Source organism: Neptunitalea chrysea, from assembly GCF_027924145.1.
GTDB lineage: Bacteria > Bacteroidota > Bacteroidia > Flavobacteriales > Flavobacteriaceae > Neptunitalea > Neptunitalea chrysea.
This window is the reverse complement of the sequence record NZ_BRVP01000007.1, coordinates 124,202-149,085: the sequence shown is the minus strand read 5'-3', so window position 1 is coordinate 149,085 and position 24,884 is coordinate 124,202. Positions and strand designations below refer to the sequence as shown.

Genomic DNA, 24,884 nt, shown 5'->3' with positions numbered 1-24,884 from the left:
TTGTGTTTCTGTAACAGGAGGTAGTTAAAAATAAAAAAGCCCTGCAAGTAGCAGAGCTTTAAATATTTTGACTAATTCTAAAAAGTAATTACTTTTTGAATTTAGCATATTTGTTTTTGAATTTATCAATTCTACCAGCAGTATCAATAAGTTTAGATTTACCTGTATAGAAAGGATGCGATGTTCTAGAAATCTCCATTTTAAAAACTGGATACTCAACACCGTCAACTTCAATAGTCTCTTTAGTTTCTACAGTAGACTTAGTGATAAAAACGTCATCGTTAGACATGTCTTTAAAAGCCACTAATCTATAATTTTCTGGATGTATATCTTTTTTCATCGCTTATGCCTGATTTTTAATTCTTTTACCAAATTTTGAGGTGCAAATGTAAGCATTAAAAACAATCTGACAAGATTATTTTTATTTTTTTTCTACTAAAACAAAATCAAACCCTAAAACTGTAACATTTTTAGCTTACTTTGCACTAAAGTAATAAATAAAAAACTAATCATATTATGGAATCTAAACCAATTATGGAATCTAAACCAAATTCAATTGAGATAATGCTTTCCAATGGTATTGTCATTGGATTAATTACGGTTGTTGCATCTGTTGTTCTTTACACAATCGGAGAAATAAAAACTTTAGGATGGGTTGCTAACATCCTATGGTTCATAGCCATGATCACATTCATTATATTAGGAATTCTTAAATTTAAAAAGAAAAACGAAGGATATCTATCTCTTGGTGATGCACTTAAAATTGGCGTAGGTGCGGCAGCTATTGCAGCCGTTATCTCATCAATATATCAAGTCCTATTTATGCTAGTTATAGACCCGGCATTATATCAACAATTGATAGATGATCAAGTGCTAAAAACAATGAATGGTAACCCTAGTATGACCAAAGAGCAAATAAAAACTACTCGATCTGCAATCGAATTTATGTCATCACCTCTTATGATTGCAGCAATGGGTATACTTTGGTATTGTTTTATGGGATTTATTATTTCCCTTATATCAGGTTTAGCTATGAAAAAGACAGAAGACTCATTCTAATTCCCTATTTTTGACTTCTATTTTTTTGAAGTATGAATATATCGGTAGTAATACCATTACTGAACGAACAAGAATCTTTACAAGAATTACACGATTGGATTGTACGCGTAATGCAATCCAATCAATATTCTTACGAAATACTTTTTATTGACGACGGTAGTACTGATGCTAGCTGGGAGCTTATTGAACACTTAAGCAACAGCAACCCAAACGTCAAAGGCATTCGCTTTTTAAGAAACTATGGAAAATCGCAGGCACTTAATGCCGGGTTTTTGGAAGTTGAGGGTGATGTAGTAATTACCATGGATGGCGACCTACAAGATAGCCCAGACGAAATACCTGAACTTTACGACCTGATTATTAACGAAGGTTACGACCTCATTTCGGGGTGGAAAAAAGTTAGATACGACTCCATTATTGCTAAAAACCTTCCTTCTAAATTATTTAACTGGGCTGCCAGAAAAATATCAGGGTTACATCTTCACGATTTTAATTGTGGATTAAAAGCTTATAAAAAGGTAGTAATTAAAAACGTAGATGTTAGTGGCGAAATGCATCGCTACATTCCGGTACTTGCTAAAAACGCAGGTTTCTACAAAATAGATGAGAAACCGGTACAACATCAGGCACGTAAATACGGTAAAACAAAATTTGGAGCAGAACGCTTTATTCATGGTCTTTTAGATTTGCTTACCATTTGGTTTATTTCTAAATTTGGAAAACGACCAATGCACTTATTTGGAGCTATGGGAATTCTAATGTTTTTTATCGGATTTTGTTTTGCGGGATACCTTGGTATTGATAAACTATTTATTAATCCTGAAGGTAGATTGCTTACGGAACGCCCTCAGTTTTATTTAGCAATGGTAACAATGATTATTGGAACACAGTTTTTTTTGGCTGGCTTTATTACTGAAATGATTTTAAGAAGTAAACAGGATCATAAAAATTATAAAATAGCTCACAAACTAAACCTATCTTCAATTCAAAATTCAAATAATATTAATTTAACTTAACTATTTTAAGACTCTATTATGGAAACATCTTTTGAAAAAAGCTTAGAAATAGCAAAGCAATGGCTTACCGATACTTTTGACAAGGAAACGCAGTCAAAAATTGAAGATTTAATTGCTAACAACAAAGAAGAATTAAATGAAAGTTTCTTCAAAAATCTTGAATTTGGTACCGGTGGTATGAGAGGTGTTATGGGTGTTGGTACTAATCGTATTAACAAATATACATTAGGTAAAAACACACAAGGGTTAAGTAATTACTTAAAGGAGGTATACCCAGACGAAGAGTTAAAAGTAGTTATTGCTTATGACTGCCGTCATAACTCTAAGACGTTAGCTAAAGTAGTTGCAGACGTGTTTTCTGCTAACGGAATTAAAGTATTCTTATTCTCTGATTTAAGAACTACTCCTGAGCTTTCGTTCTCTGTAAGACATTTAGAATGCCACTGTGGTATTGTATTAACGGCATCGCACAACCCACCAGAATATAACGGATACAAAGTATACTGGACAGATGGTGGTCAGTTAGTTCCGCCTCAAGATGCCGAACTAATTAAAGAAATTGATTCGCTAGATTTTTCTGCTATTAAATTTGATAGTAACGAAGATTTAATAGAATACATAGACAAAGACGTTGATGAAGCTTTTATTAATGCTTCTATTGAAAACGGAAGTTTTGATATTGCTGGTAAAGAAGATTTCAAAATTGTATTTACTTCATTACACGGCACCTCTATTACTACTTTACCGGAAGTATTAAACAGAGCAGGTTTTAATGTAACTATTGTAGAAGAGCAAGCTGTACCAGATGGGGATTTCCCTACAGTAAAATCTCCTAACCCTGAAGAGCCTGAAGCGTTAACCATGGCGTTGGCTAAAGCGGAAGAAATTGGAGCTGATATGGTTGTTGGTACAGATCCTGATAGTGACCGTTTAGGGATTGCTGTTAGAGACGAAGAAGGTAAAATGATTCTTTTAAACGGTAACCAAACGATGGTTATGATGACCAAGTTTTTATTAGACCGTTGGAAAGAAAAAGGATTTAAAGGAGATGAGTTTATAGCATCTACTATTGTTTCTACCCCTATGATGTCTGCTCTAGGAGATGCCTATGGTGTAGAATGTAAGTTAGGACTTACCGGATTCAAATGGATTGCTAAAATGATTCTAGACTTCCCTGAACAAACATTTGTGGGTGGTGGTGAAGAAAGTTTTGGTTTTATGGTAGGTGACTTTGTACGTGATAAAGATGCTGTTACCTCTACCCTTTTAGCTTGCCAAATTGCTGCTAATGCAAAAGCCAAAGGAAGTTCTTTTTACCAAGATCTTATTGTTACTTATACTGAATTTGGTTTCTACAAAGAGCGTTTAATTTCTTTGGTTAAAAAAGGAATTAGTGGTATGCAGGAAATCAACCAAATGATGATTGACCTTAGAGAGAATCCGTTTGAAACTATCAACGGTACTAAAGTAATACGTATAGAAGATTATAAGGCATCTATAGCAACAAACCCTGTTACTGGTGAAAAAGAAGAAATAGATATTCCTAAATCAAACGTATTGATTTATTATACTGAAGATGGTAGTAAAATTGCTGCAAGACCAAGTGGTACCGAGCCTAAAATTAAATTCTATTTTAGTGTAAATACCACATTAGAAAGTACAGGGGCATTTAAATCTACCGAAAAAGTATTAAATGATAGAATAGATGCTATGATTACAGAACTGAAATTAAGTTAATGAATCCATATTTTAAAAAAATCCTTCGCTTTGCGAAACCTTATAAAAAATACGCTTACTTAAACATATTTTTTAACATCTTATATGCGCTATTCGGGACCATGTCCTTTGTAGCGCTTATTCCTGTTTTAAAGGTTATCTTTAAAGCAGATGAGGCCCCGACTACAATCGTTCAAAAACCAATATTTACTGGTATCTTAGACATTAAAGATTATCTGGAAGATTCTTTGAACTATTATATTGCAGACTATATTGATGAATATGGTAATTTCAAGGTTCTTATGATTACTGTATCTGCAATAATTATATTGTTTTTGTTAAAAAACTTAACCAATTATCTTGCAATGTATTTTATAACTTTTTTGAGAAATGGAATTCTTCAAGATATTAGAAATGCCATGTATGAAAAGCTTATAAAGTTTCCACTTTCTTTCTACTCAGAAAAAACCAAAGGAGATACTATAGCCAGAGTTACCAGTGATGTACAGGAAGTAAGAAATTCAGTACTATCAATCTTAGAAATGATTGTTAGAGAACCTCTAAACATCATCTTCTCATTAGCACTGATGATTGCCTTTAGTGTCAAACTTACCATTTTCGTTTTCTTATTTTTACCAATTTCAGGATATCTTATATCTGTTGTAGGAAAATCTTTAAAGAAAGGTTCTTTAAGAGTTCAAAACGAACAGGGTATTTTTCTTTCTGTTTTAGAAGAAACTATGGGGGGACTTCGCATTATCAAAGCTTTTAATGCTGAAGGAATTTTTAAAACTAAATTTGAAGAATCTACAGAACGTTACACATACTATTCTAACAAGGTTTTAAACCGTCAAAATGTAGCATCTCCACTAAGTGAGTTGTTAGGGATTATTACTATTGGCATTTTACTTCTTTATGGAGGGTATTTAGTGTTTATAGACAACTCTATGGATCCAGCTTTTTTCTTGGGGTACATCTTATTGGCATACAATATTCTTACTCCAGCAAAAGCGATCTCTAAAGCTAGCTATTCATTAAAAAGAGGTGATGGAGCAGCACAACGTATCCTTGAATTTTTAGAAACAGATAATATACTTACTAATGCCCCTAATGCAATTGACAAGCAAGGGTTTGAAAGTAATATTACTATTAACAACATCTCTTTTAAATACAAGGAAGATAGCAACTATGTACTTAAAAACTTTAACCTTACTGTTCCAAAAGGCAAAACTGTTGCCTTAGTGGGCCAATCTGGTAGTGGTAAAAGTACTATAGCAAACTTAGTTACTCGTTTTTATGATGTAAATGAAGGTACCATTACTATTGATGGAGTAGACATTAAAGACATGTCTTTATATTCCTTAAGAAATCTTTTTGGCATGGTTTCTCAAAAATCAATTCTGTTTAATGACAGTATTGAAAACAACCTTAGAATTGGTAAAATTGATGCTACAGAAACTGAGATTGCTAACGCTACTCAGGTGGCTAACGCATATGATTTTATTCAAGAAAAAGGAGGTCTTGATTTTAATATAGGAGACAGTGGAAATAATTTAAGTGGCGGACAACAACAACGTTTGTCTATTGCCAGAGCGGTTCTTAAGAACCCTCCCATTATGATATTAGACGAAGCTACGTCATCGTTAGACACCGAAAGTGAACGACTAGTACAAGATGCTTTGGAAAAAATGATGCAAAACCGTACTTCTATTGTTATTGCTCACCGTTTGTCTACTATTCAAAACGCAGACCTTATTGTAGTAATGCAAAAAGGTGAAATTATTGAGCAAGGATCTCACAAAGAGTTAATGGCTTTAAACGGACATTATAAGAAACTTGTAGAAATGCAGTCTTTCGACTAGAAGAAATTTAAAAAATAAAGACGACTTAATCTTCATCCCAAATAAAGGCGCGTTCGGCTTACCGAAACGCGCCCTTTTGTTTATATAAAAATTAATAGCGATAAAAATTTGGGACTACTCTACGGTTCAAATATAAAAAAGTTTTCATGAAAAATCCATAAAGTGTTCGTTTTTTTCGACGAAATACATGTTTTATATTAAATCCTTCTTAAATCCAACCAGTTGATTAAACTATTGGTTACATTAAAGGTCTATATATACAAACAAATTAAATTTAAGCTTGGTTCAGGAAGATCTATTTATAGCAGCGTTGCAAAACAAGGAAACCCAAAACAGGGCCTTTCAGCAATTGGTGTCTCAATACAAAGAACGATTGTATTGGCATATCAGGAGGATTGTATTAGATCATGATGACGCCGATGATGTGTTGCAAAACACCTTTTTAAAAATCTATAGAAATATAGACTCATTTAAAGGTGAAAGCGCCTTATTCTCCTGGATGTACCGTATTGCAACCAACGAGTCTCTTTCGTTTTTAAAACAAAAAGCTCGTAAAGCCAATATTACAGATAAGGAGATGCAAGAGAGTAAAATACAAAATCTGCAAGCAGATGTGTATTTTGAAGGAAGCGATATTCAGTTAAAACTTCAAGCGGCAATTGCCAAATTACCGGAAAAACAGCGCTTGGTTTTTAATATGAAATATTTCGAAGAATTGAAATACGAAGAAATGTCTCAAATTTTAGATACTTCGGTTGGAGCATTAAAGTCATCCTATCATCATGCAGTTAAGAAACTAGAAGAATATCTTACTAAGGATTAAACCTTTTGGGATTTTAACAATCAAAACAATGTAATGGAAAATAAAAATTCACATATTAAAAAAGAAGGATTTAAAATTCCCGAAAATTATTTCGAGAATTTTGAAGAACGACTTATGCATACCATTGCAAATGAAAAAGTACCCGATTTTCCGAAAGAAACTGGTTTCAAAATTCCTGATACTTATTTTGAAGATGTAGAAATTGACATTTTGGCTAAAATAAGTTCGGAAAATGTAAAACCTATCAGAAAAATAAGTTGGGTTAAAAGGTTCAATTACATAGCAGGTAGCGTGGCCGCCATAATTATAGTGGCTCTTGGTATTAACAGTATATTTAATGGCAACAACGAGATTAACACACTAACAGCTACTGACATTGAAAACTCTATAGAAGCAGGTTACTTACCAATAAGCTCTTACGATGTGGGAGAAGCATTTAGTGATGATATAGCAACTATTACTATGACAAACTCCAACGAACTATCTGAAGATGATATTATTAATTATTTATCTGTATACAACATAACTCAAGAAGAAGAATAACAGGAAAAACTCATGAAATTAAAAACATTCATACTACTAGCACTAGGCGTACTCTCTACTACATGGGCACAAAATCCCAAGTGGAAAGATAAGATAAAGACGATGAAAATAGCCTATATAACGGAACACTTGGAGTTAACACCTCAGCAAGCTGAAAAGTTTTGGCCTATTTACAACAAACACGATGAACGTATTTTTGAGTTACGCCACAAAGAAATGCGTGGTATTAAAATGAAATTCAATAAGCCAATAGACGAAATTTCAGAATCGGAGGCTCAAGCAATGTTAGATGAGTTTATTGACTTAGAAAATGAACTATTAAACGAACACAAGCAAATGAATGCCGATTTAAAGAAAATACTATCGGCCAAAAAAATTCTGTTGCTTAAAAAGGTGGAAGACGATTTTAACAGAGAATTGCTTAGAAAAATAGGTAAACGGCGCGGCGGCCCACATTAATATAACAGCCAGTGCTTAAGAAGTACATTTTTCATAATGACACATACTGATAACAAAAAAGATGAAGTTGCCGCTTCATCTTTTTCTTATTTTATTCAATACTTGCAACTTATTTAAACTCTAACTTAGCTACTTTATTATTCCCTGCTGCATACGCTACACTATCATTTAAAAACCGAAACGTGTAGAAACTCTCATCAGAAAGTTTCTTCCAGGTTTTACCTGCATCATGTGTATAGCTAATTCCGGTTCTACCAAGCGCCACTATCTCATTGGCATTTCTGTTAGGTACATACTGTACACAACTCTTATACCCTACACCTCCATTGTCTGCAACAATGGTCCATGTTTTACCCCCATCAGAAGTAATAGCTTTATTGTTTACATCATCTTCTATCTTAAGAAAATCCCCTCCAACGGCAAAACCGTTGAATCTATCATAAAAGTCAATAGAAAAAATACCGGCACTCTCTCCAGTTATGAAAGGTGTATTAAATAGCTGCCAAGAAACTCCTTTATCTGGCGAATATAAGATTGCACATCTGCTACCCCCACTAGCAATCCATGTTTCGTCTCCTAAAACTACTATATTCGTATTACTAGCCGCAAAAAACGCTTCTCCATCCTTCAATTCAGGTAACTTATCACAAGTAACTTTCGTCCAGTTAGATCCCCCGTCACGGGTTATAATAATACTAGCACATCCGTCTGTAGCATCACCAACAGCAATCCCTTCCTCATTATTCCAAAACTTCATACTATCATAAAACACTTTCTCATTTTCCTCCTTATACACAACATTCATTTCACCTGGATTTCCAGTTTTATACAACAACGCAGGATTTGCTACCGTAATCATAAAAAAGTCATTAATGGTGTGTGCTATCGCTCTAAATTCCGGTGTAATAGAATCGTATGTAATCTGTTTGGTACGCCATGTATCTTTCTTTATATCATACAATCCGTACATCCCTCTATCGCCTGCAAAAGCCACATTATTACCATTGTTCATTATTTCAAGAGTTCGAATACTCACTGTATCAGTAAATATAGGAGTAATAACCACCTCTTTAAATTTATGCACAGGTGATTCTTTTTTATTGCAGCCAGCTAAAACAGTAAAAATAACCGCAATACACAGTAGATTTTTCATAAAATTAATTCCTAATCGCTTTAAAGATAAAAATACTATTTTACTAAATATTATGAATACCCATTATTAGGTATTTTTTAAGGCAAACCTGTTAATGCAGAAATCCTTAATTCCAAATTATACATTTAAAATAAAGAAAATCATTCATAAGTCACTTGTGCAATGCTAAAACAGGTTCAGTGCAACAATAACCTATAACTTTAACAACAAGTATACTACATTGCACGAAAAGCAATACCTTTGCAATTCAATTATTTGAATAGATGAGATTACACAGAAATTTAGTGTTTGCGGTAATAGATGGTTTGAACCTGATTTTTAACGAAGGAGAGTACGCAGACAAAGTAGTAGAAAAATTATTAAAAAGAGATAAGCGCTGGGGTGCTCGTGACCGTGCTTTTGTTGCCGAAACCACTTATGATATTGTAAGGTGGAAGCGTTTATATGCAGAAATTGCAGAAGTAAAAGAACCATTCACTCGCGATAACAATTGGCGTATTTTTGCCGTATGGGCTACCTTAAAAGGGATTACCCTACCAGACTGGAAACAACTGGAAGGAACCCCTACACGCCGTATTAAAGGTAGATTTGATGAACTTTCTAAAATTAGAAAATTCAAAGAATCAATCCCTGATTGGATGGACAAGGTTGGTGAAAAAGAATTGGGTACTGGTGTTTGGACAAAAGAATTACATGCGTTAAACCAGCAAGCTTCAGTTATTCTACGTATAAACTCGTTAAAATCTAATAAAAAAGAAGTACAACGTATTTTAGCTGAAAACGAAATTGAGGCATTACCGGTAAAAGGATACCCTGATGCACTGCAATTAACTGAAAGAGCTAATGTATTTACCAATGACGCTTTTAAAAACGGAATGTTTGAGGTACAAGATGCTTCTTCTCAAAAGGTAGCGGCATTTTTAGATGTAGCTCCAGGTTTAAGAGTTGTAGATACTTGTGCAGGAGCCGGAGGTAAAACATTGCATTTAGCCGCTCTTATGGAAAACAAAGGGCAAATTATTGCTATGGATATTTATGGTAATAAGCTTAAAGAGTTAAAGAGAAGAGCCAAACGTAATGGGGCACATAATGTTGAAACCCGTTGGATTGAGAATAACAAAGTGATTAAAAAACTCCATAATGCGATGGATAGGGTTTTAATTGATGCACCTTGTAGTGGTTTAGGAGTATTAAGGAGAAATCCGGATGCGAAGTGGAAGTTACAACCTGAATTTTTAGACGATATTAAAAAAACACAACAGCAAATTCTGCAAGATTATTCTAAAATGGTAAAAGCTGGAGGTAAAATGGTATACGCTACCTGCTCTATACTTCCGTCTGAAAATCAGGAACAAGTTAAAGTATTTTTAACATCGGAAGCCGGAAAAGAATTTACCTTTGTGAAAGATGAAAAAGTACTGTCACATGAGTCTGGTTTTGACGGATTTTATATGGCATTACTAGAAAGAAAGAAATAATACATTACACTTAGGCTTATGAATAAAAAGCTACTTTTAGTACCTGCATTGTTATTAACGGCAAGCATTGTATTTGCGCAAATTCCAACCGGATATTATGATTCAGCTAATGGTTTAACTGGATATGCGTTAAAAACACAACTTAAAAAAATTATAGATGCTGTAGATGATACAGATATTGCCTCTGAATATTTACACAACGATCAAGGGTATAATGCTATGGATACCTTTATTAGTTCCTATGATGTTGATATTTATTATGAAAATGATAATACCATCTTAGATCCATATTCTGAAAATCCGAGTGGTGCAGACCCCTATAATTTTACTGCTATTACTGATGAATGCGGAAACTACTCTGCAGAAGGTGATTGCTATAATAAAGAACACGTTATTCCACAATCGGTATTTAGTCAGAACGACCCGATGCGAGGAGACGCTCATCATTTATTACCTACCGATGGTAGAGTTAATGGTTTTAGAAGCAACTACCCTTTTGGTATAGTAGATGATAACAATCTGGTTTCTCAAAGTGGAATTAGTAACCCTACCATGAATGGTTCTAAGTTAGGAGCTAACCTTAACAGTGGTACTTCTGCCGGATACTCAGGTACAGTATTTGAACCTATTGATGAATTTAAAGGAGATATTGCACGTATTTATTTCTACTTTGTAACTCGTTATGAAGATCAAATTAGTAATTGGTCATCATATGCTATGTTTAATGATACTACAAATCAGGTAATCGACGAACCTTTCTTAAGCATTTTATTGGAATGGAATACACTAGATCCTGTTTCTCAAAAAGAAATAGATCGTAACAATAATATATTTACCTACCAGAACAATAGAAATCCATTTATAGACCATCCTGAGTATATAACGGAAATCTGGGGAGGTTCTAGCACTACAGATACCCAAGCCCCTACCACCCCGTTGAACGTAACAACAAATCTTGTTTCTAGTTTTATTGCTCAGGTAGATTGGGATGCTTCTACAGATAATGTTGCAGTTACCGAATATGATGTGTACATGAACAACACCTATTATACCTCTACATCTACAACCAGTATTACTACAGGCACGTTAAGTCCTGAGACTACATATTGTTTTTATGTAATTGCTAAGGATGCTGCAAGCAACAATTCTGCTGAAAGTACACAATCTTGTGAAATGACTCCTGCTAGTAGCGGAGATTATGCAACAGATTTATTCTTTTCTGAATATGTAGAAGGTAGCGGCAATAACAAAGCTCTAGAAATTGCCAATTTTACAGGTGCTACTATCAACCTATCAACCTATAGTTTAAAACTAAGTGCTAATGGAAATAGCGGATGGACACAGACCTATAGTTTCCCTACAAGTGCTACCGTTAGTGATTCTGATGTGTATGTAATAGGAAACGGGAGTTTAACCGTTTGTACCTCTGAGGTAGATGATCAGAACAATGCCATTACAGGTTTTAACGGTAATGATGCTATCGGGTTATTTAAAGATGGCGTGCTTATTGATATTATAGGCGAGTTAGGAAATAGTAGTGATTTTGCGCAAAACACTACTTTGGTACGTATCGCATCTGTTCATGGTTCTAACACTACTTTCAATCTTTCAGAATGGGACAACTATAGCTCTAATACATGTTATTTAGGGTTTCATACAATTGCATTTTTAGATACTAATGAGTTTAATTCTAAGGATACTGATATCTCCATTCATCCGAATCCGGTAACTAATGGTGTCGTTAGTTTTGAGATTCCTCAAAACGTAAGTATTGAAGGGATTGAATTATATTCTATGTTAGGCAATAAAGTATTAAGTATTAAAAGCCTTACCAATAATCAGTTAAAAGTATCGCAACTTGCAAAAGGGATTTATTTGTTGAACATTCAAACAAATTCGCAAACAGTTACTAAAAAGCTAGTCATAAAATAGAAGCACTTTTAGTACGTCATTATATAGAAAGGGCTTTCAGATGTTGAAAGCCCTTTCTATATAATGGTATCAATACAACCTACTTCTTTGGCATGCCCCACAATAGTTTACTCATCGCACCCTTGTCTTCTACGGGTATCTATTAAGTAAATTATTTTCCAACCTTCTTTGGTTCGTATAAATTGAAAAGAGTTTACCCCACAATGGCTTCGTTCTCCATTCACATAAAATTCATAGGGCGTCCAGGCATTTGCCATATCTCCATCTACCTTAATATCATATCCTAAAATACGTTCTTCAAAAGCTACGTTCTCAGGTATCGTACTTATTGATTTTACAAAAGCTTCATACGTTTCGTTATGTAATTGCACCTCTCCTGTTTTGTCTTTAGCAATGGATTGTAGCTCTACATAACCATAAGCAAATGAACGTAACGCCGTACTATCCTTAGCATGAAATGCTTTAAAAAAATCTTTTACTGTTTGGTTTACAGCAGCTTCATCTGTATTTTGTGCATTAACAGCAACGCTCAGGAACAAAGAAAAACAAAGAAAAAATAGGTATTTCATAATTTAACTGATTTAAAATTACAATTTAGTACTTTTACGGTAATTTTTAAGAAAAATACAAAATGTCTGTAGCAAAAAAAGAATATAAAAGAATTACCGTAAAATCATTAGGTGAAATGAAAGTACTCGGAGAAAAAATTTCGATGCTTACTGCCTACGATTTTACTATGGCTAAAATATTAGATAATGCTGGTTTAGACGTAATGTTAGTAGGAGACTCTGCAAGTAATGTAATGGCAGGACACGAAACTACTTTACCTATTACATTAGACCAAATGATTTACCATGCGTCTTCTGTGGTACGTGCTGCAACAAGAGCTTTAGTGGTAGTAGACTTACCATTTGGTAGCTACCAGAGTGACCCTAAAGAGGCTTTACGCTCTGCCATTAGAATTATGAAAGAAAGTGGTGCCCATGCCATTAAATTAGAAGGCGGTAAAGAAATTAAAGAATCTATTAAGCGTATCTTAAACGCTGGTATTCCTGTTATGGGACACTTAGGTTTAACACCTCAATCTATTTATAAATTTGGTAGCTATACCGTTAGAGCCAAAGAAGAAGAAGAAGCTGAAAAACTTAAAAGTGATGCCAAATTATTAGACAAAATGGGATGCTTTGCCTTGGTATTAGAAAAAGTACCTGCAAAATTGGCCAAAGAAATAGCCGAAAGTATTTCTATTCCTGTAATTGGTATTGGTGCCGGTAACGGTTGCGATGGTCAGGTATTGGTAGTGCATGACATGTTAGGAATGACGCATGAGTTTAATCCTCGTTTTTTAAGACGTTACTTAAACTTATTTGAGGATATGACTAATGCCGTTGCTCAGTATGTAGATGATGTAAAATCTAAAGATTTCCCAACCGATCAAGAACAATATTAATGAGTTTAATTACTACAATTATTAAACAACTTCAACTGGAAGCACATCCTGAAGGTGGTTACTATAGAGAAACCTATAGAAGTGAAGAAACCATTTTAGAAGGAAACCTGCAGGATGTGTATTCTGGAGACCGTAATGTATCTACATGCATCTACTTCTTACTTCCTTCAAATGAGTTTTCTGCTTTTCATAAAATTAATCAAGATGAAATTTGGCATTTTTATGAAGGTAGTACCATTCGCTTAGTCATGATTTCAGAAGCAGGAGAACTTTCTGAAGTACGCATTGGAAGAAACATTACCCAAGGTGAAGTTCCACAATTTGTAGTTCCTAAAAATTATTGGTTTGCAGCCAAAGTAATCGCAAAAGATTCATTTGCCTTAGCAGGTTGTACCGTTGCTCCGGGTTTTGATTTTAGAGATTTTACAATGCCTACGAGAGAAGAACTTCTAAAATTCTTTCCACAGCACACAGAAACAATTACCGAATTTACCCGATAACATATGGCTAACAATACAGTGTCTACCAAACACAATCTACAAGTTTTATACGAAGACAATCACATTATTGTGATTAACAAACGTTCTGGTGATATTGTACAAGGTGATAAAACCGGAGACAAGCCATTGTCTGAAGTAGTTAAAGAATATATTAAAGACAAATACAACAAACCAGGGAATGTATATTTGGGTGTAGTACACCGTTTAGATCGCCCAACTACAGGGATTGTGCTGTTTGCCAAAACTTCTAAAGCTTTACCTAGATTAAACAAAATGTTTGCCGGTAAAGAGGCAAAAAAAACGTATTGGGCTTTGGTTAAAAACCAACCACCTAAAACTGCCGATAAATTAGTGCATTACCTTAAGCGTAACCCTAAACAAAACAAATCATACGCCCGTAGTAAAGAAGTTCCAGATAGTAAAAAAGCAATACTATCTTATAGTCTACTAAAAAAACTGACTTCTTATTACTTACTCGAAATTGCACTTGAAACCGGGCGTCATCACCAAATACGTTCACAGCTAACCGCTATTGGGTGCCCTATTAAAGGAGATTTAAAATACGGCTTTGACCGTAGTAATCCTGATGGTAGCATAAGCCTACACTCCCGCCGTTTACAGCTCATCCATCCGGTTAGTAAAATAGAACTGGATATTGTTGCTCCTGTACCTGAAGAGAAATTATGGCAGGTGGCTGAGCAAGGGTAACCCAAAATCATTATCTGGAATATTAACGCATATATACTTTAGCCTTTTCTCTAATAATTTCAGCTACAGGTCGGTTTTGAATTTTACTTTGTAACCATGAGATAATATCCAAATATAAGAAAGCGCGCTTTTCATATGGGTGATCTTCATATAACTGTAAGCGATCATGAAGCTTTATAAACTCACGTTTTAATTCATGCGGATAGATATTCCCCAGATTTTTTAAGAACTTGATCATTTCTCGTTGTACCTCATGTAAATCGTTCATCTTAATTAAAAACTTATAAGTACTCCGTAATTGTACTTCTAAGTGATAATCCATTCCGGCCTCGTAATGCGCTACCAAACTTAATACTCTTGCAAAGCACATTAAGTCTTCTCGCATGGTAAGATTTTTATTATCAATAATTAACCTCAAGTATTTAATACAGGTTTTGTTATCACCCATTCCAAAATACAAACACGCTATTTTGTAATAGAAAATCATTACGTGGTGCTCATCTATAGAATTCTCATGTAATTTTAATTGTTCTAAAACCTCAGCTACCAAGTACTCTCCGTCTGCAAATTTTCCTTCTAAAAAATGAAAATTAAAGCGGTTGTTATATAAATAAATAAAACATAACGACTGTACATTTTCGTTTCTAGGAAACTCAGCACGCGTTATAGTTTCCTCTAATCGAGTAAGGGTAGTTTTAAAATTAGAACGATACTTAACCAATTGTAAGCATTCCATTAAATAATTATTCCCTTTTAAAAACCAAACCGGATTCAAATAAATCATCGGAGGATTCTCATAAAACATATCAACCCACTTAGTTGCATATTTATAACAACTTAAAAAATCTTGTATGAGAAATGAATACCAAAGATGTGCCTTATACACCCACAACTTTTCTCTAAAATCTAAGGTTTCAATATCGTACTCAGGTAATCTTGCATTAAAGTATGCGGTGATTTCTGTAATTTCCTCATCACTTTTAGCATAGCCCGTTTTTAACATTAAACCATATAGCTGTAATGATAAATTAGAGAGCTTACTTGTCAATACATTTTTCTGGCTTAGTTCTTTAGCTTGTATTACAAGTTCATCAGCACGCCCACTAATACTTCTAGTGATATACTGCGATTCAATTATTTTTTCAAGTTCAATAACCTCATACGCTAGGTTTTTCTCCTGATTTTCCAACGCCATATTTTTGGCTTTGTCTAAAATCTTAAGACTTTGCTTATAAAGTCCTTTTTGATATAAAATAGTAGCAAAATCTAATTGTTCTCGAAGCTGAATACGTATATCCTGATTTACAGGATTCAATCTTAAACTCACCAATATTTGTTTATATAAATGGGCTTTTAGGTTAGAAAGTTGTTGCTTTTTAACGATATCGCTCTTTAAAATGGTATTCTCGTCATACGTTTTAAGTTTATCTAATAAATTAAACAATGCCAAAAACTTTGCATTAGCATTAACTCCTAGCCTATTTACGTACAACTTAAATTGTCTTTTCTCTGACTTAGAAAGTGATTTAATAAGTATGAACAAATTGTCTTTTGAACCGTTAGTCATCGTATGAATTTAATTATCAAAATACTAAAAACCAGCAATATATAGCTTAAAAATCGTACTTTAGCATTGTAACCCATTTAAGGTACCCTAAACGCTTTTCGGTAACAACATTTATTTTCGTAACTATATTATAAAATTAATGTTAAATAATTGACATGAGCATTGAAAAAGTACAAATCTTCGACACGACCTTACGAGATGGCGAGCAAGTACCTGGTTGTAAATTAAATACTAGACAAAAACTTGTAATCGCCGAACGTCTCGATGAATTAGGAGTAGATGTCATTGAAGCAGGTTTTCCTATCTCAAGTCCAGGCGACTTCAATTCTGTCAACGAGATTGCTAAGATAGTAAAAAATGCAACGGTTTGCGGGTTAACCAGAGCGGTAAAAAAAGACATTGAAGTTGCAGCCGAAGCCCTGAAAAATGCAAGAAAACCAAGAATTCATACCGGTATTGGCACTTCTGATTCACATATAACTCATAAATTCAAAGCATCAAAAGACGAAATCTTAGAACGCGCTGTAAATGCAGTTGCGTATGCTAAAACTTTTGTAGATGATGTGGAATTTTATGCAGAAGATGCAGGACGTACTGACAACGAATTTTTAGCACTTGTTTGTAGCGAAGTTATTAAAGCTGGTGCAACTGTACTTAATATTCCTGATACTACAGGATATTGTCTTCCTGAAGAATACGGAAATAAAATTAAGTACCTAAGAGATCATGTACAAGATATTGATAAGGCTATTTTAAGTTGCCACTGTCATAACGACCTTGGTTTGGCTACGGCAAATTCTATATCTGGTGTAATTAATGGTGCCAGACAAATTGAGTGTACCATTAACGGTATTGGTGAACGTGCCGGAAATACTTCGTTAGAAGAAGTTGTTATGATTTTACAGCAGCACCCATACCTAAACCTTAATACTAACATTAATACAAAATTATTGTATAGTACCAGTAGAATGGTTTCTGAAGGAATGGGTATGCCAGTACAACCAAATAAAGCCATTGTAGGTAGTAATGCATTTGCGCATAGTTCGGGTATCCATCAAGATGGAGTAATTAAAAATCGTGAAACCTATGAGATTATTGATCCCGAAGAAGTTGGAGTAACTGAGTCGGCTATTGTATTAACGGCAAGAAGTGGTAGAGCAGCCTTAGCATACCGTGCTAAGAAAATTGGATATGAGCTTACTAAAAATCAATTAGACAAAGTATATGACGAATTCTTAAACTTTGCCGATAAAAAGAAGGAAATAGTTGATGAAGATATTCATCAGATTATGGAAATGCACAAAATAGAACACAAAGCGATAGCTGAATAAGAAATGAAAAAAACACTTTTTGATAAGGTTTGGGATAGCCATGTGGTTGATAAAGTACCTAATGGTCCTCAGGTTTTGTATATAGATAAACATTTAATACATGAGGTTACTAGTCCTCAAGCATTTAATGAATTAGAACAACGTAATATTCCGTTATTCAGACCAGAACAAATTGTTGCAACAGCAGATCATAATGTTCCTACCGAGAATCAGCACCTTCCGATAAAAGATGCGCTTTCTAAAAATCAGGTAGAACAACTTACTAAGAACTGTGAAAAACACGGAGTAACGTTATATGGATTAGGTCATAAATACCAAGGTATTGTACACGTTATGGCTCCAGAACTTGGTATTACTCAACCGGGTATGACTATGGTTTGTGGAGATAGCCATACCTCTACCCACGGTGCATTTGGTACTATTGCTTTTGGTATTGGTACTAGTCAGGTAGCACAGGTATTTGCTAGTCAGTGTTTGTTATTGCAAAAACCTAAAAGTTTACGTGTTAATGTAAATGGAAAACTGGCCAAAGGTGTATTACCTAAAGATGTTATTCTTTATATTATTTCTAAAATAGGTACCAATGCAGGTACAGGATATTTTTGCGAATATGCTGGTAATGTATTTAAAGAAATGAGCATGGAAGGCCGTATGACGGTTTGTAATATGAGTATTGAAATGGGTGCTCGAGGAGGAATGATTGCTCCTGACGAAACCACTTTTGAATATGTGAAGGGAAAAGAATTTGCACCGCAAGGTGAAGAATTTGACAAGAAAGTAGCCTACTGGAAAACCCTACCTACGGATGAAGGCGCTGTGTTTGACAAAGAGTATAGTTTTGACGCTGAAGACATTGCACCAATGGTAACGTATGGAACCAATCCGGGAATGGGTATTAAGATAAGTGCTAACATCCCTGCTGATATCACAGACGCTTCTTTTGAAAAGTCATTAAAGTATATGGGGTTTGAAAAAGGAGAATCATTACTAGATAAAGCTGTAAACTATGTATTTATAGGAAGTTGTACCAATTCTCGTATAGAAGACTTTAGAATTGTTGCCGATTATATTAAAGGAAAACAAAAAGCAGATAATGTTAATGCCCTTATAGTTCCGGGATCTCAACAGGTTGCGAAACAAATTAAGAAAGAAGGATTAACCGAAGTTTTTGAAGCAGCCGGATTTAAGATTAGGCAACCTGGGTGTTCTGCCTGTTTAGGTATGAATGAAGATAAGGTACCTTCGGGTGAATACTGCGTATCTACCTCTAACAGAAACTTTGAAGGTAGACAAGGACCAGGTGCTCGTACTATTTTAGCAAGTCCGTTAATGGCTGCGGCTACTGCAGTAAACGGAAAAATTACTGATATTACTAAACAATTGAATTAACATGGAAAAGTTTGTAAAATTACATACAACCGCCATTCCATTACCTATAGAAAATATAGATACGGATCAGATTATTCCGGCTCGTTTTTTAAAAGCCACCAACAAAATAGGATTTGGTAACAATTTATTTAGAGACTGGAGATATGACAAAGAAGACAACCCTAAAGAAGATTTTGTACTAAATAGCACTACCTATACAGGTAGCATTTTAGTTGCCGGAGATAACTTTGGTTGTGGTAGTAGTAGAGAACATGCTGCCTGGGCATTAACCGATTATGGCTTTAAAGTAATTGTATCGAGTTATTTTGCCGATATTTTTAAAGGAAATGCCTTAAATAATGGGTTATTACCTGTACAAGTTTCTCCCGATTTCTTACATTTGATATTAGAAGCAATACAAAATAACCCCGCTACACAGGTTACGGTTGACCTTGAAAACCAAACCATTAGCTTTAACGAAACTTCTGAAAGTTTCGAGATTGATGCATACAAAAAAATGTGCATGGTAAACGGGTATGATGATATTGATTTCTTGATAAGTAAAAAAGAACAAATAGAGGCTTTTGAGGCTCAAAAAGCGTAATGTAACTATATGAAGTTTAAAATTGCATTATTGTCCGGAGACGGCATCGGACCAGAAGTAACAGAGCAGGCTGTAAAAGCATTGCATGCCATAGGAGATTTACACGGACACACTTTTGAATTTGAGGAAGCTCCGGTAGGAGCCCTTGCTATTGAACAAACAGGAAATCCATTACCGGATGCTACTTTAGAGGTTTGTAAAAACAGCGATGCGGTACTTTTTGGTGCTATTGGTGATCCTAAATATGATAATAATCCGGATGCGAAAGTAAGACCGGAACAAGGGTTACTTAAGCTACGAAAAGAGTTAGGTTTGTATACCAACATACGCCCGGTAAAGGCATACCCTACTCTTATTGATAAATCGCCACTTAAAAAAGATATTATTGAAGGTACCGATATGGTAATTTATCGTGAGCTTACCGGAGGTATTTATTTTGGTGAAAAGAAATTGAGTGAAGATGGTACGGTAGCCTCTGACCTTTGTGAGTATAGCGAAGCTGAAATTGAGCGTATTGCACATTTAGCCTTTAAGGCTGCCAGAGCCAGAAAGAAGAAAGTAACATTAGTTGATAAAGCTAATGTATTAGAATCTTCTCGTTTATGGAGACGTGTAGTGACCACTATTTCTAAAAGTTATGAAGACATTGATTTAGATTTTCTATTTGTAGACAACGCGGCTATGCAGATGATTTTAAATCCAAGTCAGTTTGATGTAATTCTTACGGAGAATATGTTTGGCGACATTATTTCTGACGAAGGTAGTGTTATTGGTGGTTCTATTGGTTTATTGGCTTCTGCTTCTGTAGGAGACAAGAGCGCTATGTTTGAGCCTATTCACGGATCGTACCCACAAGCTACCGGAAAAGATATAGCCAACCCTATTGCTTCTATTTTAAGTGCTGCTATGCTATTAACCCATTTAGGGTTACACGAAGAAGCTGGTGTAGTAAACAAAGCTGTAGAACGTGCATTGGAAAAACAAATTGTAACGTCTGATTTATACAAAGAAAGTACCTATGGTACCAAAAGCGTTGGAGATTACATTGCCCACGCTATTGTAAACATTGACGAAGAAACGGCACGTATCAATCAGGAAAATATAGATTTTGGAAGATCTACTATTATTTAGTTTTCCAAAAAAATAAATATATCGAAACCGATTCTGAAAAGAGTCGGTTTTTTTGTGATTAAATTAGTGGGTGGTGGAAGTATTGAAATTTACAGATTGAACTTATAGCTCAGCTGGTCTGTCCAGCTGCCTTCTAAGCAGATGGTTACAGGTTTGAATCCTGTCGAGAATATAGGAATAACAAGGCTTCCCTTTCGGGAAGCCTTTCTTGTTTAATCATGACTCCCATCAAGGAGTTGTGTTGCGGTTACTGTTGTTAGCTACTGACTTTTCTATCCACTTTTAGGTGGTGTTGGTGGTTTCGGTGGATTAGGTTTCGGATTCGATGGTGGTGAACCTTTAACTCTTCTTGGCGGTGGCGGTGGCGGTGGTGGCGGTTTTTGTGACATAATGTTTATTTTAAATATCCTATTACTCCAAGTACAATTAGTAAAATCAAATTCACAAATAAAAAAGTTCGAGTCAGATAATATGAGTCAGCTCTTTTATCATTTATTTTTTGATTCACTTCTGTTATTGTTATGTAATATTTTTTTAAGTTTTCAATGAATTTTTCGCAAGTTTTATTTTTAGCATCCTCGCGTTTCTCTTTGTATTTATTCTTTTCACTGTATTTGTAATAATACTTGTATAGTCCTAATTCATGTTTTTTTAAATCTCCAGAGAGTGGAAGGTATTGATAACTTCGAGTAAAACCGTGAAACATAATTCCCAAGAACCAAATTGTAATAATGGTTGTTATTCCAAAAAGTCCAAAGACACAAATAAATAACCAATCCGATTTCCAACAAAATTCATTTATTCCATTTGGAAAATATTTGTTAAAAGAATACAAAGAAGCTCCGATAAAAATAACTAGTAGAGTCGTCGGATATTGAATAAGTCTGTCATAGAATATTCTCCTTTCGTGTTCAAAAAGGTATTGTTCTTTGTAAAGTTCAATATTCTTGAATTCTAATTCAGTCATCGATTTTTTTTTTAGCTTGCAGGTGACTATCTTGTATAACAATCAGTTGCGGATTGATTGAAAACTAAGATAGCTAAAATTACCCACTTTTATGCTTGTTCGGTTGCATCCTCATGAAACAAAGCCGCAATTGTTGTGATGCGCTATTAGTTGTAAGCTATTTTTCCTGATTATTTTGAGCTTAAAATTTTATCAATATCTTTTAAGTAGCTAATTGTTTCTTCTTGATTATCTTTTATATCCAAATTTTTTCGATAATCTTGAATTATTTTATATTCTAATAAATCGATTAACGCGGGTACTGAACCTGTATTGATTCCTCTAATATAATTTAGTTCTTTATCGGTCAGAGTTATTAAAATAATTATCTATTATGGATGAATAAGTGCTTTGTTGTTTTGATAATTCCCCCTTAAGATTCTCTATTTTTTTATTAAGATTATGTTGTTCTCTTTGTCTGAATTTTGTTAAAAAGTAATTTGAAAAGAATGTAAGAATTGCAGTTAAAACAACAGCTACTCCACCAAGAATTTTGACGATAGTCCAATTATCTATTTTGTAAATTATATCTTCCATTATGAAATTTTATAATTACACTTAACGGTCTCCTATAACCGTCAGTTACGGGTTTTAAGTTACTGTTTTACGGTTAAGAACTGACGTTAGCAATTGCGAGTGTATTCGAACGTAGTCGAATCCGCCGTAATTGCGGTTATACATTTTTGGCATTAGTTTTTTAGGCTTTATAAATATGTTCTTCTATTTTAGAAATAATACTCATTGTTTCTTGTATGTTTTCCATTTCAATAACCTCGACAATATTCCCTCTAGTAATTTCATCTGCTGTTTCCAGTCGGTTAATAAGCTTTTGAATCGAATTTGTTAAATCAAAAATGAGTGATTTTAGGGTATATTTTTATCATCAATTCCAATTGATGAAATCTTATTTAAGTCTAAAATAAAACCTTGAAGTGACTTAGAAGTTTGTTTAGTCTTATCTGATAATTTTAGATTCTTATTCTCTAAGAATGATTTTAGTTCAGATTGATTGGCTTTAAGTTCATCAAGGTTTTTCTTTTTTTCTTTTAGAGAAGACGTTAATATTTTTTGCCCTTTTTTAGCAGACTTTAATAGTTCCTTTAATATAATTTTATGTTCTTCCTCATTGTATCCTTCTTTTTCGATGTTTTCTAATATTTCAGTAGTAGTATCCAATTCTTGAGCATAGTCTAATTCAAGTCCTGTTGATTTAGTTTCTTTTTCTTCTAAGTCTATTATTTCGTTGGAATAGTTGATTTTTTTCTCCAATAACAAGGTAGTTTGTGATATAGTTGCGAAAAATTTCCAATACTCATTTTTAATATCATTTATAATTATATCGACTTCTCTAAAGTAAGAACGTTTTTCTTCCCTTTTTAAATCAGATTTAATATAAAACCTCTTTTGATAAAATTGTATGATTCCCCAGATTAGCCCTAATAATCCAAGTAACGGTAAGTATTTTAAAATTTGTTCAATCATTTGTTTAATTAATGCCAACTCGTTATATCCGTATAAAAATACACAATATTGTGTATTTTTATACGGATAAGAGAAATTTTTGTTTCTTGTTTGAAGTTTAGATAGAATCATTCTTTAAATAACAAAAAGAGGTATAAATATTCTATAAGTCAATTGCGTAAATCGTTCCTGCCTCTCTTTTTATAAATCCTTATCAATACGTAAAGGTTAAAAATCTAGGGCAATCAAAAAAGGCCGTCTTTACAGACAGCCTCTTTAATATATACTACGGTTTTTGTTTTCTAGTGCTCAACTTCCTCTAAAAACAGGAAGTATTTAAAATTCAGCATTATTTATGTGTTTTTCTGGAATCGGAGATCAATCTATTCAACTCTTTAAATTCTTTTTCTGTTAGGTTTCTATATTTCCCCACTGGTACATCTAAATGTACATTCATAATCCGAATGCGTTTTAGTTGCTTCACATTATAATTTAAGTACTCACACATACGTCTAATTTGGCGGTTGAGTCCTTGTGTTAGTACAATTCTAAACTGATAATTGCTAATTTTCTCTACGGTACATTTACGGGTTACCCTTCCTAAAATAGGGATACCTCCGCCCATACGTCTAATAAAATCATCGGTAACAGGTTTATCTACCGTTACTAAATATTCCTTTTCGTGATTGTTTCTGGCACGTAAAATCTTATTTACGATATCTCCATCATCCGTTAAAAAAATAAGTCCCTCACTAGGCTTATCCAAACGCCCAATTGGGAATATACGTTTCGGATAATTGATATAATCAATAATATTATCTTTCTCTACGCGGGTATCGGTAGTACAAACAATCCCAACCGGCTTATTAAAAGCTAAGTATACAAACTCCTCTTTGGTATTTTGTACTTTTTTACCATCTACACTCACAATATCGGTAGGTAACACTTTGGTTCCCATCTCGGGTACCTTACCATTGATGGTCACACGCCCCTGCTCTATCAACTTATCGGCAGCTCTTCTCGAACAGTAACCAATCTCACTTAAATATTTATTTATTCTTTTCGGTTCAGACACAACAATACTTTTTTCTAATAATTCTCAATAGCTTCCAACGCCTTCGTAAAATCAATAACCTCTATCTCCTTAAAAAAGTCGATTGGTTTTAAATGCGGTAAAAAGTCAGATACAATCCGGATAATAAAATCCTGCTCCTCTTTTAAATGCATAAAGGTATAATCTTCCATATTTACCATGGTACCAATGGTAATATCGGTAGTTTTAACAAATTTATCAGATGTTAATGAAAGTAAGCAAGGTAAATTGGTTTTAGATCTCTCTACTTTTATACTACCATTCTCAAAAAGTTGACCTTCATAACCATAAAGTAACGAAGCCGTAATTTCCACAGGCATTCCTAACTGTAAGCTTTCTGGTAGCACTTGAGCTTGTCCCACTACAGCGGTAAATCCCATAAGAACCGTTACATCTCTTTCCATAAGATTCATCATTGCTTTGGCCATATGCTCTCTTCCAATACCTGTAACAACAATAGTATATTCATGCTTTGTTGGCTTCAAAACTTCAAGAGCCGTGAGTACCTTTTCCTTTTCTACCTCCATAGGAGTAAGAATTGTAACCTTCATAAAACATATTTTTTGCTAAAATAAAACAAAATTAGCAGTCACCTGCAGCATCGCTTTCTATATTTAATTTACA

General features: G+C 34.1%; 25 protein-coding genes. 16 read left to right on the top strand and 9 right to left on the bottom strand.

Going from position 1 to position 24,884, the window contains the following annotated elements; genetic code table 11:
- Window positions 1-88 precede the first annotated feature (88 nt).
- On the bottom strand, window positions 89-340 hold the full coding sequence (locus NBRC110019_RS06805; RefSeq protein WP_281753515.1) for a type B 50S ribosomal protein L31: 252 nt from the start codon (window positions 338-340) through the stop codon (window positions 89-91).
- 176 nt (window positions 341-516) lie between these two features.
- On the opposite strand from NBRC110019_RS06805, the gene NBRC110019_RS06800 reads away from it, so the two are divergent.
- The 7 genes from NBRC110019_RS06800 to NBRC110019_RS06770 all read left to right on the top strand — a co-directional run bounded on the left by NBRC110019_RS06800 (window position 517) and on the right by NBRC110019_RS06770 (window position 7,478).
- Window positions 517-1,059: a DUF4199 domain-containing protein gene (locus NBRC110019_RS06800; protein ID WP_281753514.1), complete on the top strand. Its 543-nt coding sequence runs from the start codon at window positions 517-519 to the stop codon at window positions 1,057-1,059.
- Between the two features lie 32 nt (window positions 1,060-1,091).
- A complete protein-coding gene (locus NBRC110019_RS06795; RefSeq protein ID WP_281753513.1) occupies window positions 1,092-2,075 on the top strand; it encodes a glycosyltransferase family 2 protein in 984 nt (327 codons plus the stop codon).
- Between the two features lie 18 nt (window positions 2,076-2,093).
- Window positions 2,094-3,812: a phospho-sugar mutase gene (locus NBRC110019_RS06790; RefSeq protein ID WP_281753512.1), complete on the top strand. Its 1,719-nt coding sequence runs from the start codon at window positions 2,094-2,096 to the stop codon at window positions 3,810-3,812.
- Window positions 3,812-5,653: an ABC transporter ATP-binding protein gene (locus tag NBRC110019_RS06785; protein WP_281753511.1), complete on the top strand. Its 1,842-nt coding sequence runs from the start codon at window positions 3,812-3,814 to the stop codon at window positions 5,651-5,653. Before NBRC110019_RS06790 ends, NBRC110019_RS06785 begins: the two co-directional genes overlap by 1 nt.
- Before the next feature lie 280 nt (window positions 5,654-5,933).
- Complete coding sequence (locus tag NBRC110019_RS06780) at window positions 5,934-6,476, top strand: RNA polymerase sigma factor (RefSeq protein WP_281753509.1); 543 nt, start codon at window positions 5,934-5,936, stop codon at window positions 6,474-6,476.
- 33 nt (window positions 6,477-6,509) lie between these two features.
- Window positions 6,510-7,019 (top strand): hypothetical protein, encoded by a 510-nt coding sequence (locus NBRC110019_RS06775; RefSeq protein WP_281753508.1) that lies wholly within the window; start codon window positions 6,510-6,512, stop codon window positions 7,017-7,019.
- A gap of 12 nt (window positions 7,020-7,031) precedes the next feature.
- On the top strand, window positions 7,032-7,478 hold the full coding sequence (locus NBRC110019_RS06770; protein WP_281753507.1) for a Spy/CpxP family protein refolding chaperone: 447 nt from the start codon (window positions 7,032-7,034) through the stop codon (window positions 7,476-7,478).
- 109 nt (window positions 7,479-7,587) lie between these two features.
- Here NBRC110019_RS06770 and NBRC110019_RS06765 read toward each other — a convergent pair whose 3' ends face one another.
- Window positions 7,588-8,631, bottom strand: a complete 1,044-nt coding sequence (locus NBRC110019_RS06765; protein ID WP_281753506.1) for a WD40/YVTN/BNR-like repeat-containing protein — start codon at window positions 8,629-8,631, stop codon at window positions 7,588-7,590.
- A gap of 263 nt (window positions 8,632-8,894) precedes the next feature.
- On the opposite strand from NBRC110019_RS06765, the gene NBRC110019_RS06760 reads away from it, so the two are divergent.
- Together NBRC110019_RS06760 and NBRC110019_RS06755 are read left to right on the top strand one after the other, a co-directional pair.
- The gene (locus NBRC110019_RS06760) at window positions 8,895-10,109 is read left to right on the top strand and encodes an RsmB/NOP family class I SAM-dependent RNA methyltransferase (protein WP_281753505.1); all 1,215 of its coding nucleotides are present in this window, start codon (window positions 8,895-8,897) and stop codon (window positions 10,107-10,109) included.
- 18 nt (window positions 10,110-10,127) lie between these two features.
- Complete coding sequence (locus tag NBRC110019_RS06755) at window positions 10,128-12,041, top strand: endonuclease (RefSeq protein ID WP_281753504.1); 1,914 nt, start codon at window positions 10,128-10,130, stop codon at window positions 12,039-12,041.
- 107 nt (window positions 12,042-12,148) lie between these two features.
- Here NBRC110019_RS06755 and NBRC110019_RS06750 read toward each other — a convergent pair whose 3' ends face one another.
- On the bottom strand, window positions 12,149-12,610 hold the full coding sequence (locus tag NBRC110019_RS06750; protein ID WP_281753502.1) for a nuclear transport factor 2 family protein: 462 nt from the start codon (window positions 12,608-12,610) through the stop codon (window positions 12,149-12,151).
- Between the two features lie 62 nt (window positions 12,611-12,672).
- On the opposite strand from NBRC110019_RS06750, the gene panB reads away from it, so the two are divergent.
- Genes panB through NBRC110019_RS06735 form a run of 3 tightly spaced genes read left to right on the top strand, consistent with a single transcriptional unit; the run spans window position 12,673 to window position 14,699 of the window.
- Window positions 12,673-13,491, top strand: a complete 819-nt coding sequence (gene panB / locus NBRC110019_RS06745) for a 3-methyl-2-oxobutanoate hydroxymethyltransferase (RefSeq protein ID WP_281753500.1) — start codon at window positions 12,673-12,675, stop codon at window positions 13,489-13,491.
- A complete protein-coding gene (locus tag NBRC110019_RS06740) occupies window positions 13,491-13,991 on the top strand; it encodes a cupin domain-containing protein (RefSeq protein ID WP_281753499.1) in 501 nt (166 codons plus the stop codon). The genes panB and NBRC110019_RS06740 overlap by 1 nt, the downstream gene beginning before the upstream one ends.
- A gap of 3 nt (window positions 13,992-13,994) precedes the next feature.
- The gene (locus NBRC110019_RS06735) at window positions 13,995-14,699 is read left to right on the top strand and encodes an RluA family pseudouridine synthase (RefSeq protein ID WP_281753498.1); all 705 of its coding nucleotides are present in this window, start codon (window positions 13,995-13,997) and stop codon (window positions 14,697-14,699) included.
- Between the two features lie 22 nt (window positions 14,700-14,721).
- Here the strand turns inward: NBRC110019_RS06735 and NBRC110019_RS06730 are convergent, their stop codons facing one another.
- Window positions 14,722-16,266, bottom strand: coding sequence for a hypothetical protein (locus tag NBRC110019_RS06730; RefSeq protein WP_281753497.1), 1,545 nt, complete (start codon window positions 16,264-16,266; stop codon window positions 14,722-14,724).
- Between the two features lie 155 nt (window positions 16,267-16,421).
- Between NBRC110019_RS06730 and NBRC110019_RS06725 the strand changes: the two genes are divergently transcribed.
- From NBRC110019_RS06725 to leuB, 4 genes are read left to right on the top strand one after another with little or no spacing between them, the layout of a single operon-like run.
- Window positions 16,422-17,597 (top strand): 2-isopropylmalate synthase, encoded by a 1,176-nt coding sequence (locus tag NBRC110019_RS06725; protein WP_281753496.1) that lies wholly within the window; start codon window positions 16,422-16,424, stop codon window positions 17,595-17,597.
- A gap of 3 nt (window positions 17,598-17,600) precedes the next feature.
- Entirely contained in the window at window positions 17,601-18,986 is a 1,386-nt protein-coding gene (gene leuC, locus NBRC110019_RS06720; RefSeq protein ID WP_281753494.1) for a 3-isopropylmalate dehydratase large subunit, read from the top strand.
- Window position 18,987: 1 nt separating this feature from the next.
- A complete protein-coding gene (gene leuD / locus NBRC110019_RS06715) occupies window positions 18,988-19,569 on the top strand; it encodes a 3-isopropylmalate dehydratase small subunit (RefSeq protein ID WP_281753493.1) in 582 nt (193 codons plus the stop codon).
- Window positions 19,570-19,578: 9 nt separating this feature from the next.
- A complete protein-coding gene (leuB, locus tag NBRC110019_RS06710) occupies window positions 19,579-20,700 on the top strand; it encodes a 3-isopropylmalate dehydrogenase (protein ID WP_281753491.1) in 1,122 nt (373 codons plus the stop codon).
- 394 nt (window positions 20,701-21,094) lie between these two features.
- On the opposite strand, the gene NBRC110019_RS06705 is transcribed toward leuB, so the two are convergent.
- The 5 genes from NBRC110019_RS06705 to NBRC110019_RS06685 all read right to left on the bottom strand — a co-directional run bounded on the left by NBRC110019_RS06705 (window position 21,095) and on the right by NBRC110019_RS06685 (window position 24,811).
- Window positions 21,095-21,667, bottom strand: a complete 573-nt coding sequence (locus NBRC110019_RS06705) for a hypothetical protein (protein ID WP_281753489.1) — start codon at window positions 21,665-21,667, stop codon at window positions 21,095-21,097.
- Window positions 21,668-22,006: 339 nt separating this feature from the next.
- Window positions 22,007-22,243 (bottom strand): hypothetical protein, encoded by a 237-nt coding sequence (locus tag NBRC110019_RS06700; RefSeq protein ID WP_281753487.1) that lies wholly within the window; start codon window positions 22,241-22,243, stop codon window positions 22,007-22,009.
- A gap of 327 nt (window positions 22,244-22,570) precedes the next feature.
- Window positions 22,571-23,188 carry a hypothetical protein gene (locus NBRC110019_RS06695; protein ID WP_281753485.1) on the bottom strand — a complete coding sequence of 206 codons (618 nt, stop codon included), beginning with the start codon at window positions 23,186-23,188 and terminating at the stop codon, window positions 22,571-22,573.
- Window positions 23,189-23,516: 328 nt separating this feature from the next.
- Entirely contained in the window at window positions 23,517-24,242 is a 726-nt protein-coding gene (gene rluF / locus NBRC110019_RS06690; protein ID WP_281753483.1) for a 23S rRNA pseudouridine(2604) synthase RluF, read from the bottom strand.
- 14 nt (window positions 24,243-24,256) lie between these two features.
- On the bottom strand, window positions 24,257-24,811 hold the full coding sequence (locus tag NBRC110019_RS06685) for a hypothetical protein (protein WP_281753482.1): 555 nt from the start codon (window positions 24,809-24,811) through the stop codon (window positions 24,257-24,259).
- Window positions 24,812-24,884: the final 73 nt, after the last annotated feature.

Coding starts and splice junctions, on each gene's coding strand:
- NBRC110019_RS06805 (WP_281753515.1), bottom strand. CDS start 340: ATGAAAAAAGATATACATCCAGAAAATTATAGATTAGTGGCTTTTAAA.
- NBRC110019_RS06800 (WP_281753514.1), top strand. CDS start 517: ATGGAATCTAAACCAATTATGGAATCTAAACCAAATTCAATTGAGATA.
- NBRC110019_RS06795 (WP_281753513.1), top strand. CDS start 1,092: ATGAATATATCGGTAGTAATACCATTACTGAACGAACAAGAATCTTTA.
- NBRC110019_RS06790 (WP_281753512.1), top strand. CDS start 2,094: ATGGAAACATCTTTTGAAAAAAGCTTAGAAATAGCAAAGCAATGGCTT.
- NBRC110019_RS06785 (WP_281753511.1), top strand. CDS start 3,812: ATGAATCCATATTTTAAAAAAATCCTTCGCTTTGCGAAACCTTATAAA.
- NBRC110019_RS06775 (WP_281753508.1), top strand. CDS start 6,510: ATGGAAAATAAAAATTCACATATTAAAAAAGAAGGATTTAAAATTCCC.
- NBRC110019_RS06770 (WP_281753507.1), top strand. CDS start 7,032: ATGAAATTAAAAACATTCATACTACTAGCACTAGGCGTACTCTCTACT.
- NBRC110019_RS06765 (WP_281753506.1), bottom strand. CDS start 8,631: ATGAAAAATCTACTGTGTATTGCGGTTATTTTTACTGTTTTAGCTGGC.
- NBRC110019_RS06760 (WP_281753505.1), top strand. CDS start 8,895: ATGAGATTACACAGAAATTTAGTGTTTGCGGTAATAGATGGTTTGAAC.
- NBRC110019_RS06755 (WP_281753504.1), top strand. CDS start 10,128: ATGAATAAAAAGCTACTTTTAGTACCTGCATTGTTATTAACGGCAAGC.
- NBRC110019_RS06750 (WP_281753502.1), bottom strand. CDS start 12,610: ATGAAATACCTATTTTTTCTTTGTTTTTCTTTGTTCCTGAGCGTTGCT.
- panB (WP_281753500.1), top strand. CDS start 12,673: ATGTCTGTAGCAAAAAAAGAATATAAAAGAATTACCGTAAAATCATTA.
- NBRC110019_RS06740 (WP_281753499.1), top strand. CDS start 13,491: ATGAGTTTAATTACTACAATTATTAAACAACTTCAACTGGAAGCACAT.
- NBRC110019_RS06735 (WP_281753498.1), top strand. CDS start 13,995: ATGGCTAACAATACAGTGTCTACCAAACACAATCTACAAGTTTTATAC.
- NBRC110019_RS06730 (WP_281753497.1), bottom strand. CDS start 16,266: ATGACTAACGGTTCAAAAGACAATTTGTTCATACTTATTAAATCACTT.
- NBRC110019_RS06725 (WP_281753496.1), top strand. CDS start 16,422: ATGAGCATTGAAAAAGTACAAATCTTCGACACGACCTTACGAGATGGC.
- leuC (WP_281753494.1), top strand. CDS start 17,601: ATGAAAAAAACACTTTTTGATAAGGTTTGGGATAGCCATGTGGTTGAT.
- leuD (WP_281753493.1), top strand. CDS start 18,988: ATGGAAAAGTTTGTAAAATTACATACAACCGCCATTCCATTACCTATA.
- leuB (WP_281753491.1), top strand. CDS start 19,579: ATGAAGTTTAAAATTGCATTATTGTCCGGAGACGGCATCGGACCAGAA.
- NBRC110019_RS06705 (WP_281753489.1), bottom strand. CDS start 21,667: ATGACTGAATTAGAATTCAAGAATATTGAACTTTACAAAGAACAATAC.
- NBRC110019_RS06700 (WP_281753487.1), bottom strand. CDS start 22,243: ATGGAAGATATAATTTACAAAATAGATAATTGGACTATCGTCAAAATT.
- NBRC110019_RS06695 (WP_281753485.1), bottom strand. CDS start 23,188: ATGATTGAACAAATTTTAAAATACTTACCGTTACTTGGATTATTAGGG.
- NBRC110019_RS06685 (WP_281753482.1), bottom strand. CDS start 24,811: ATGAAGGTTACAATTCTTACTCCTATGGAGGTAGAAAAGGAAAAGGTA.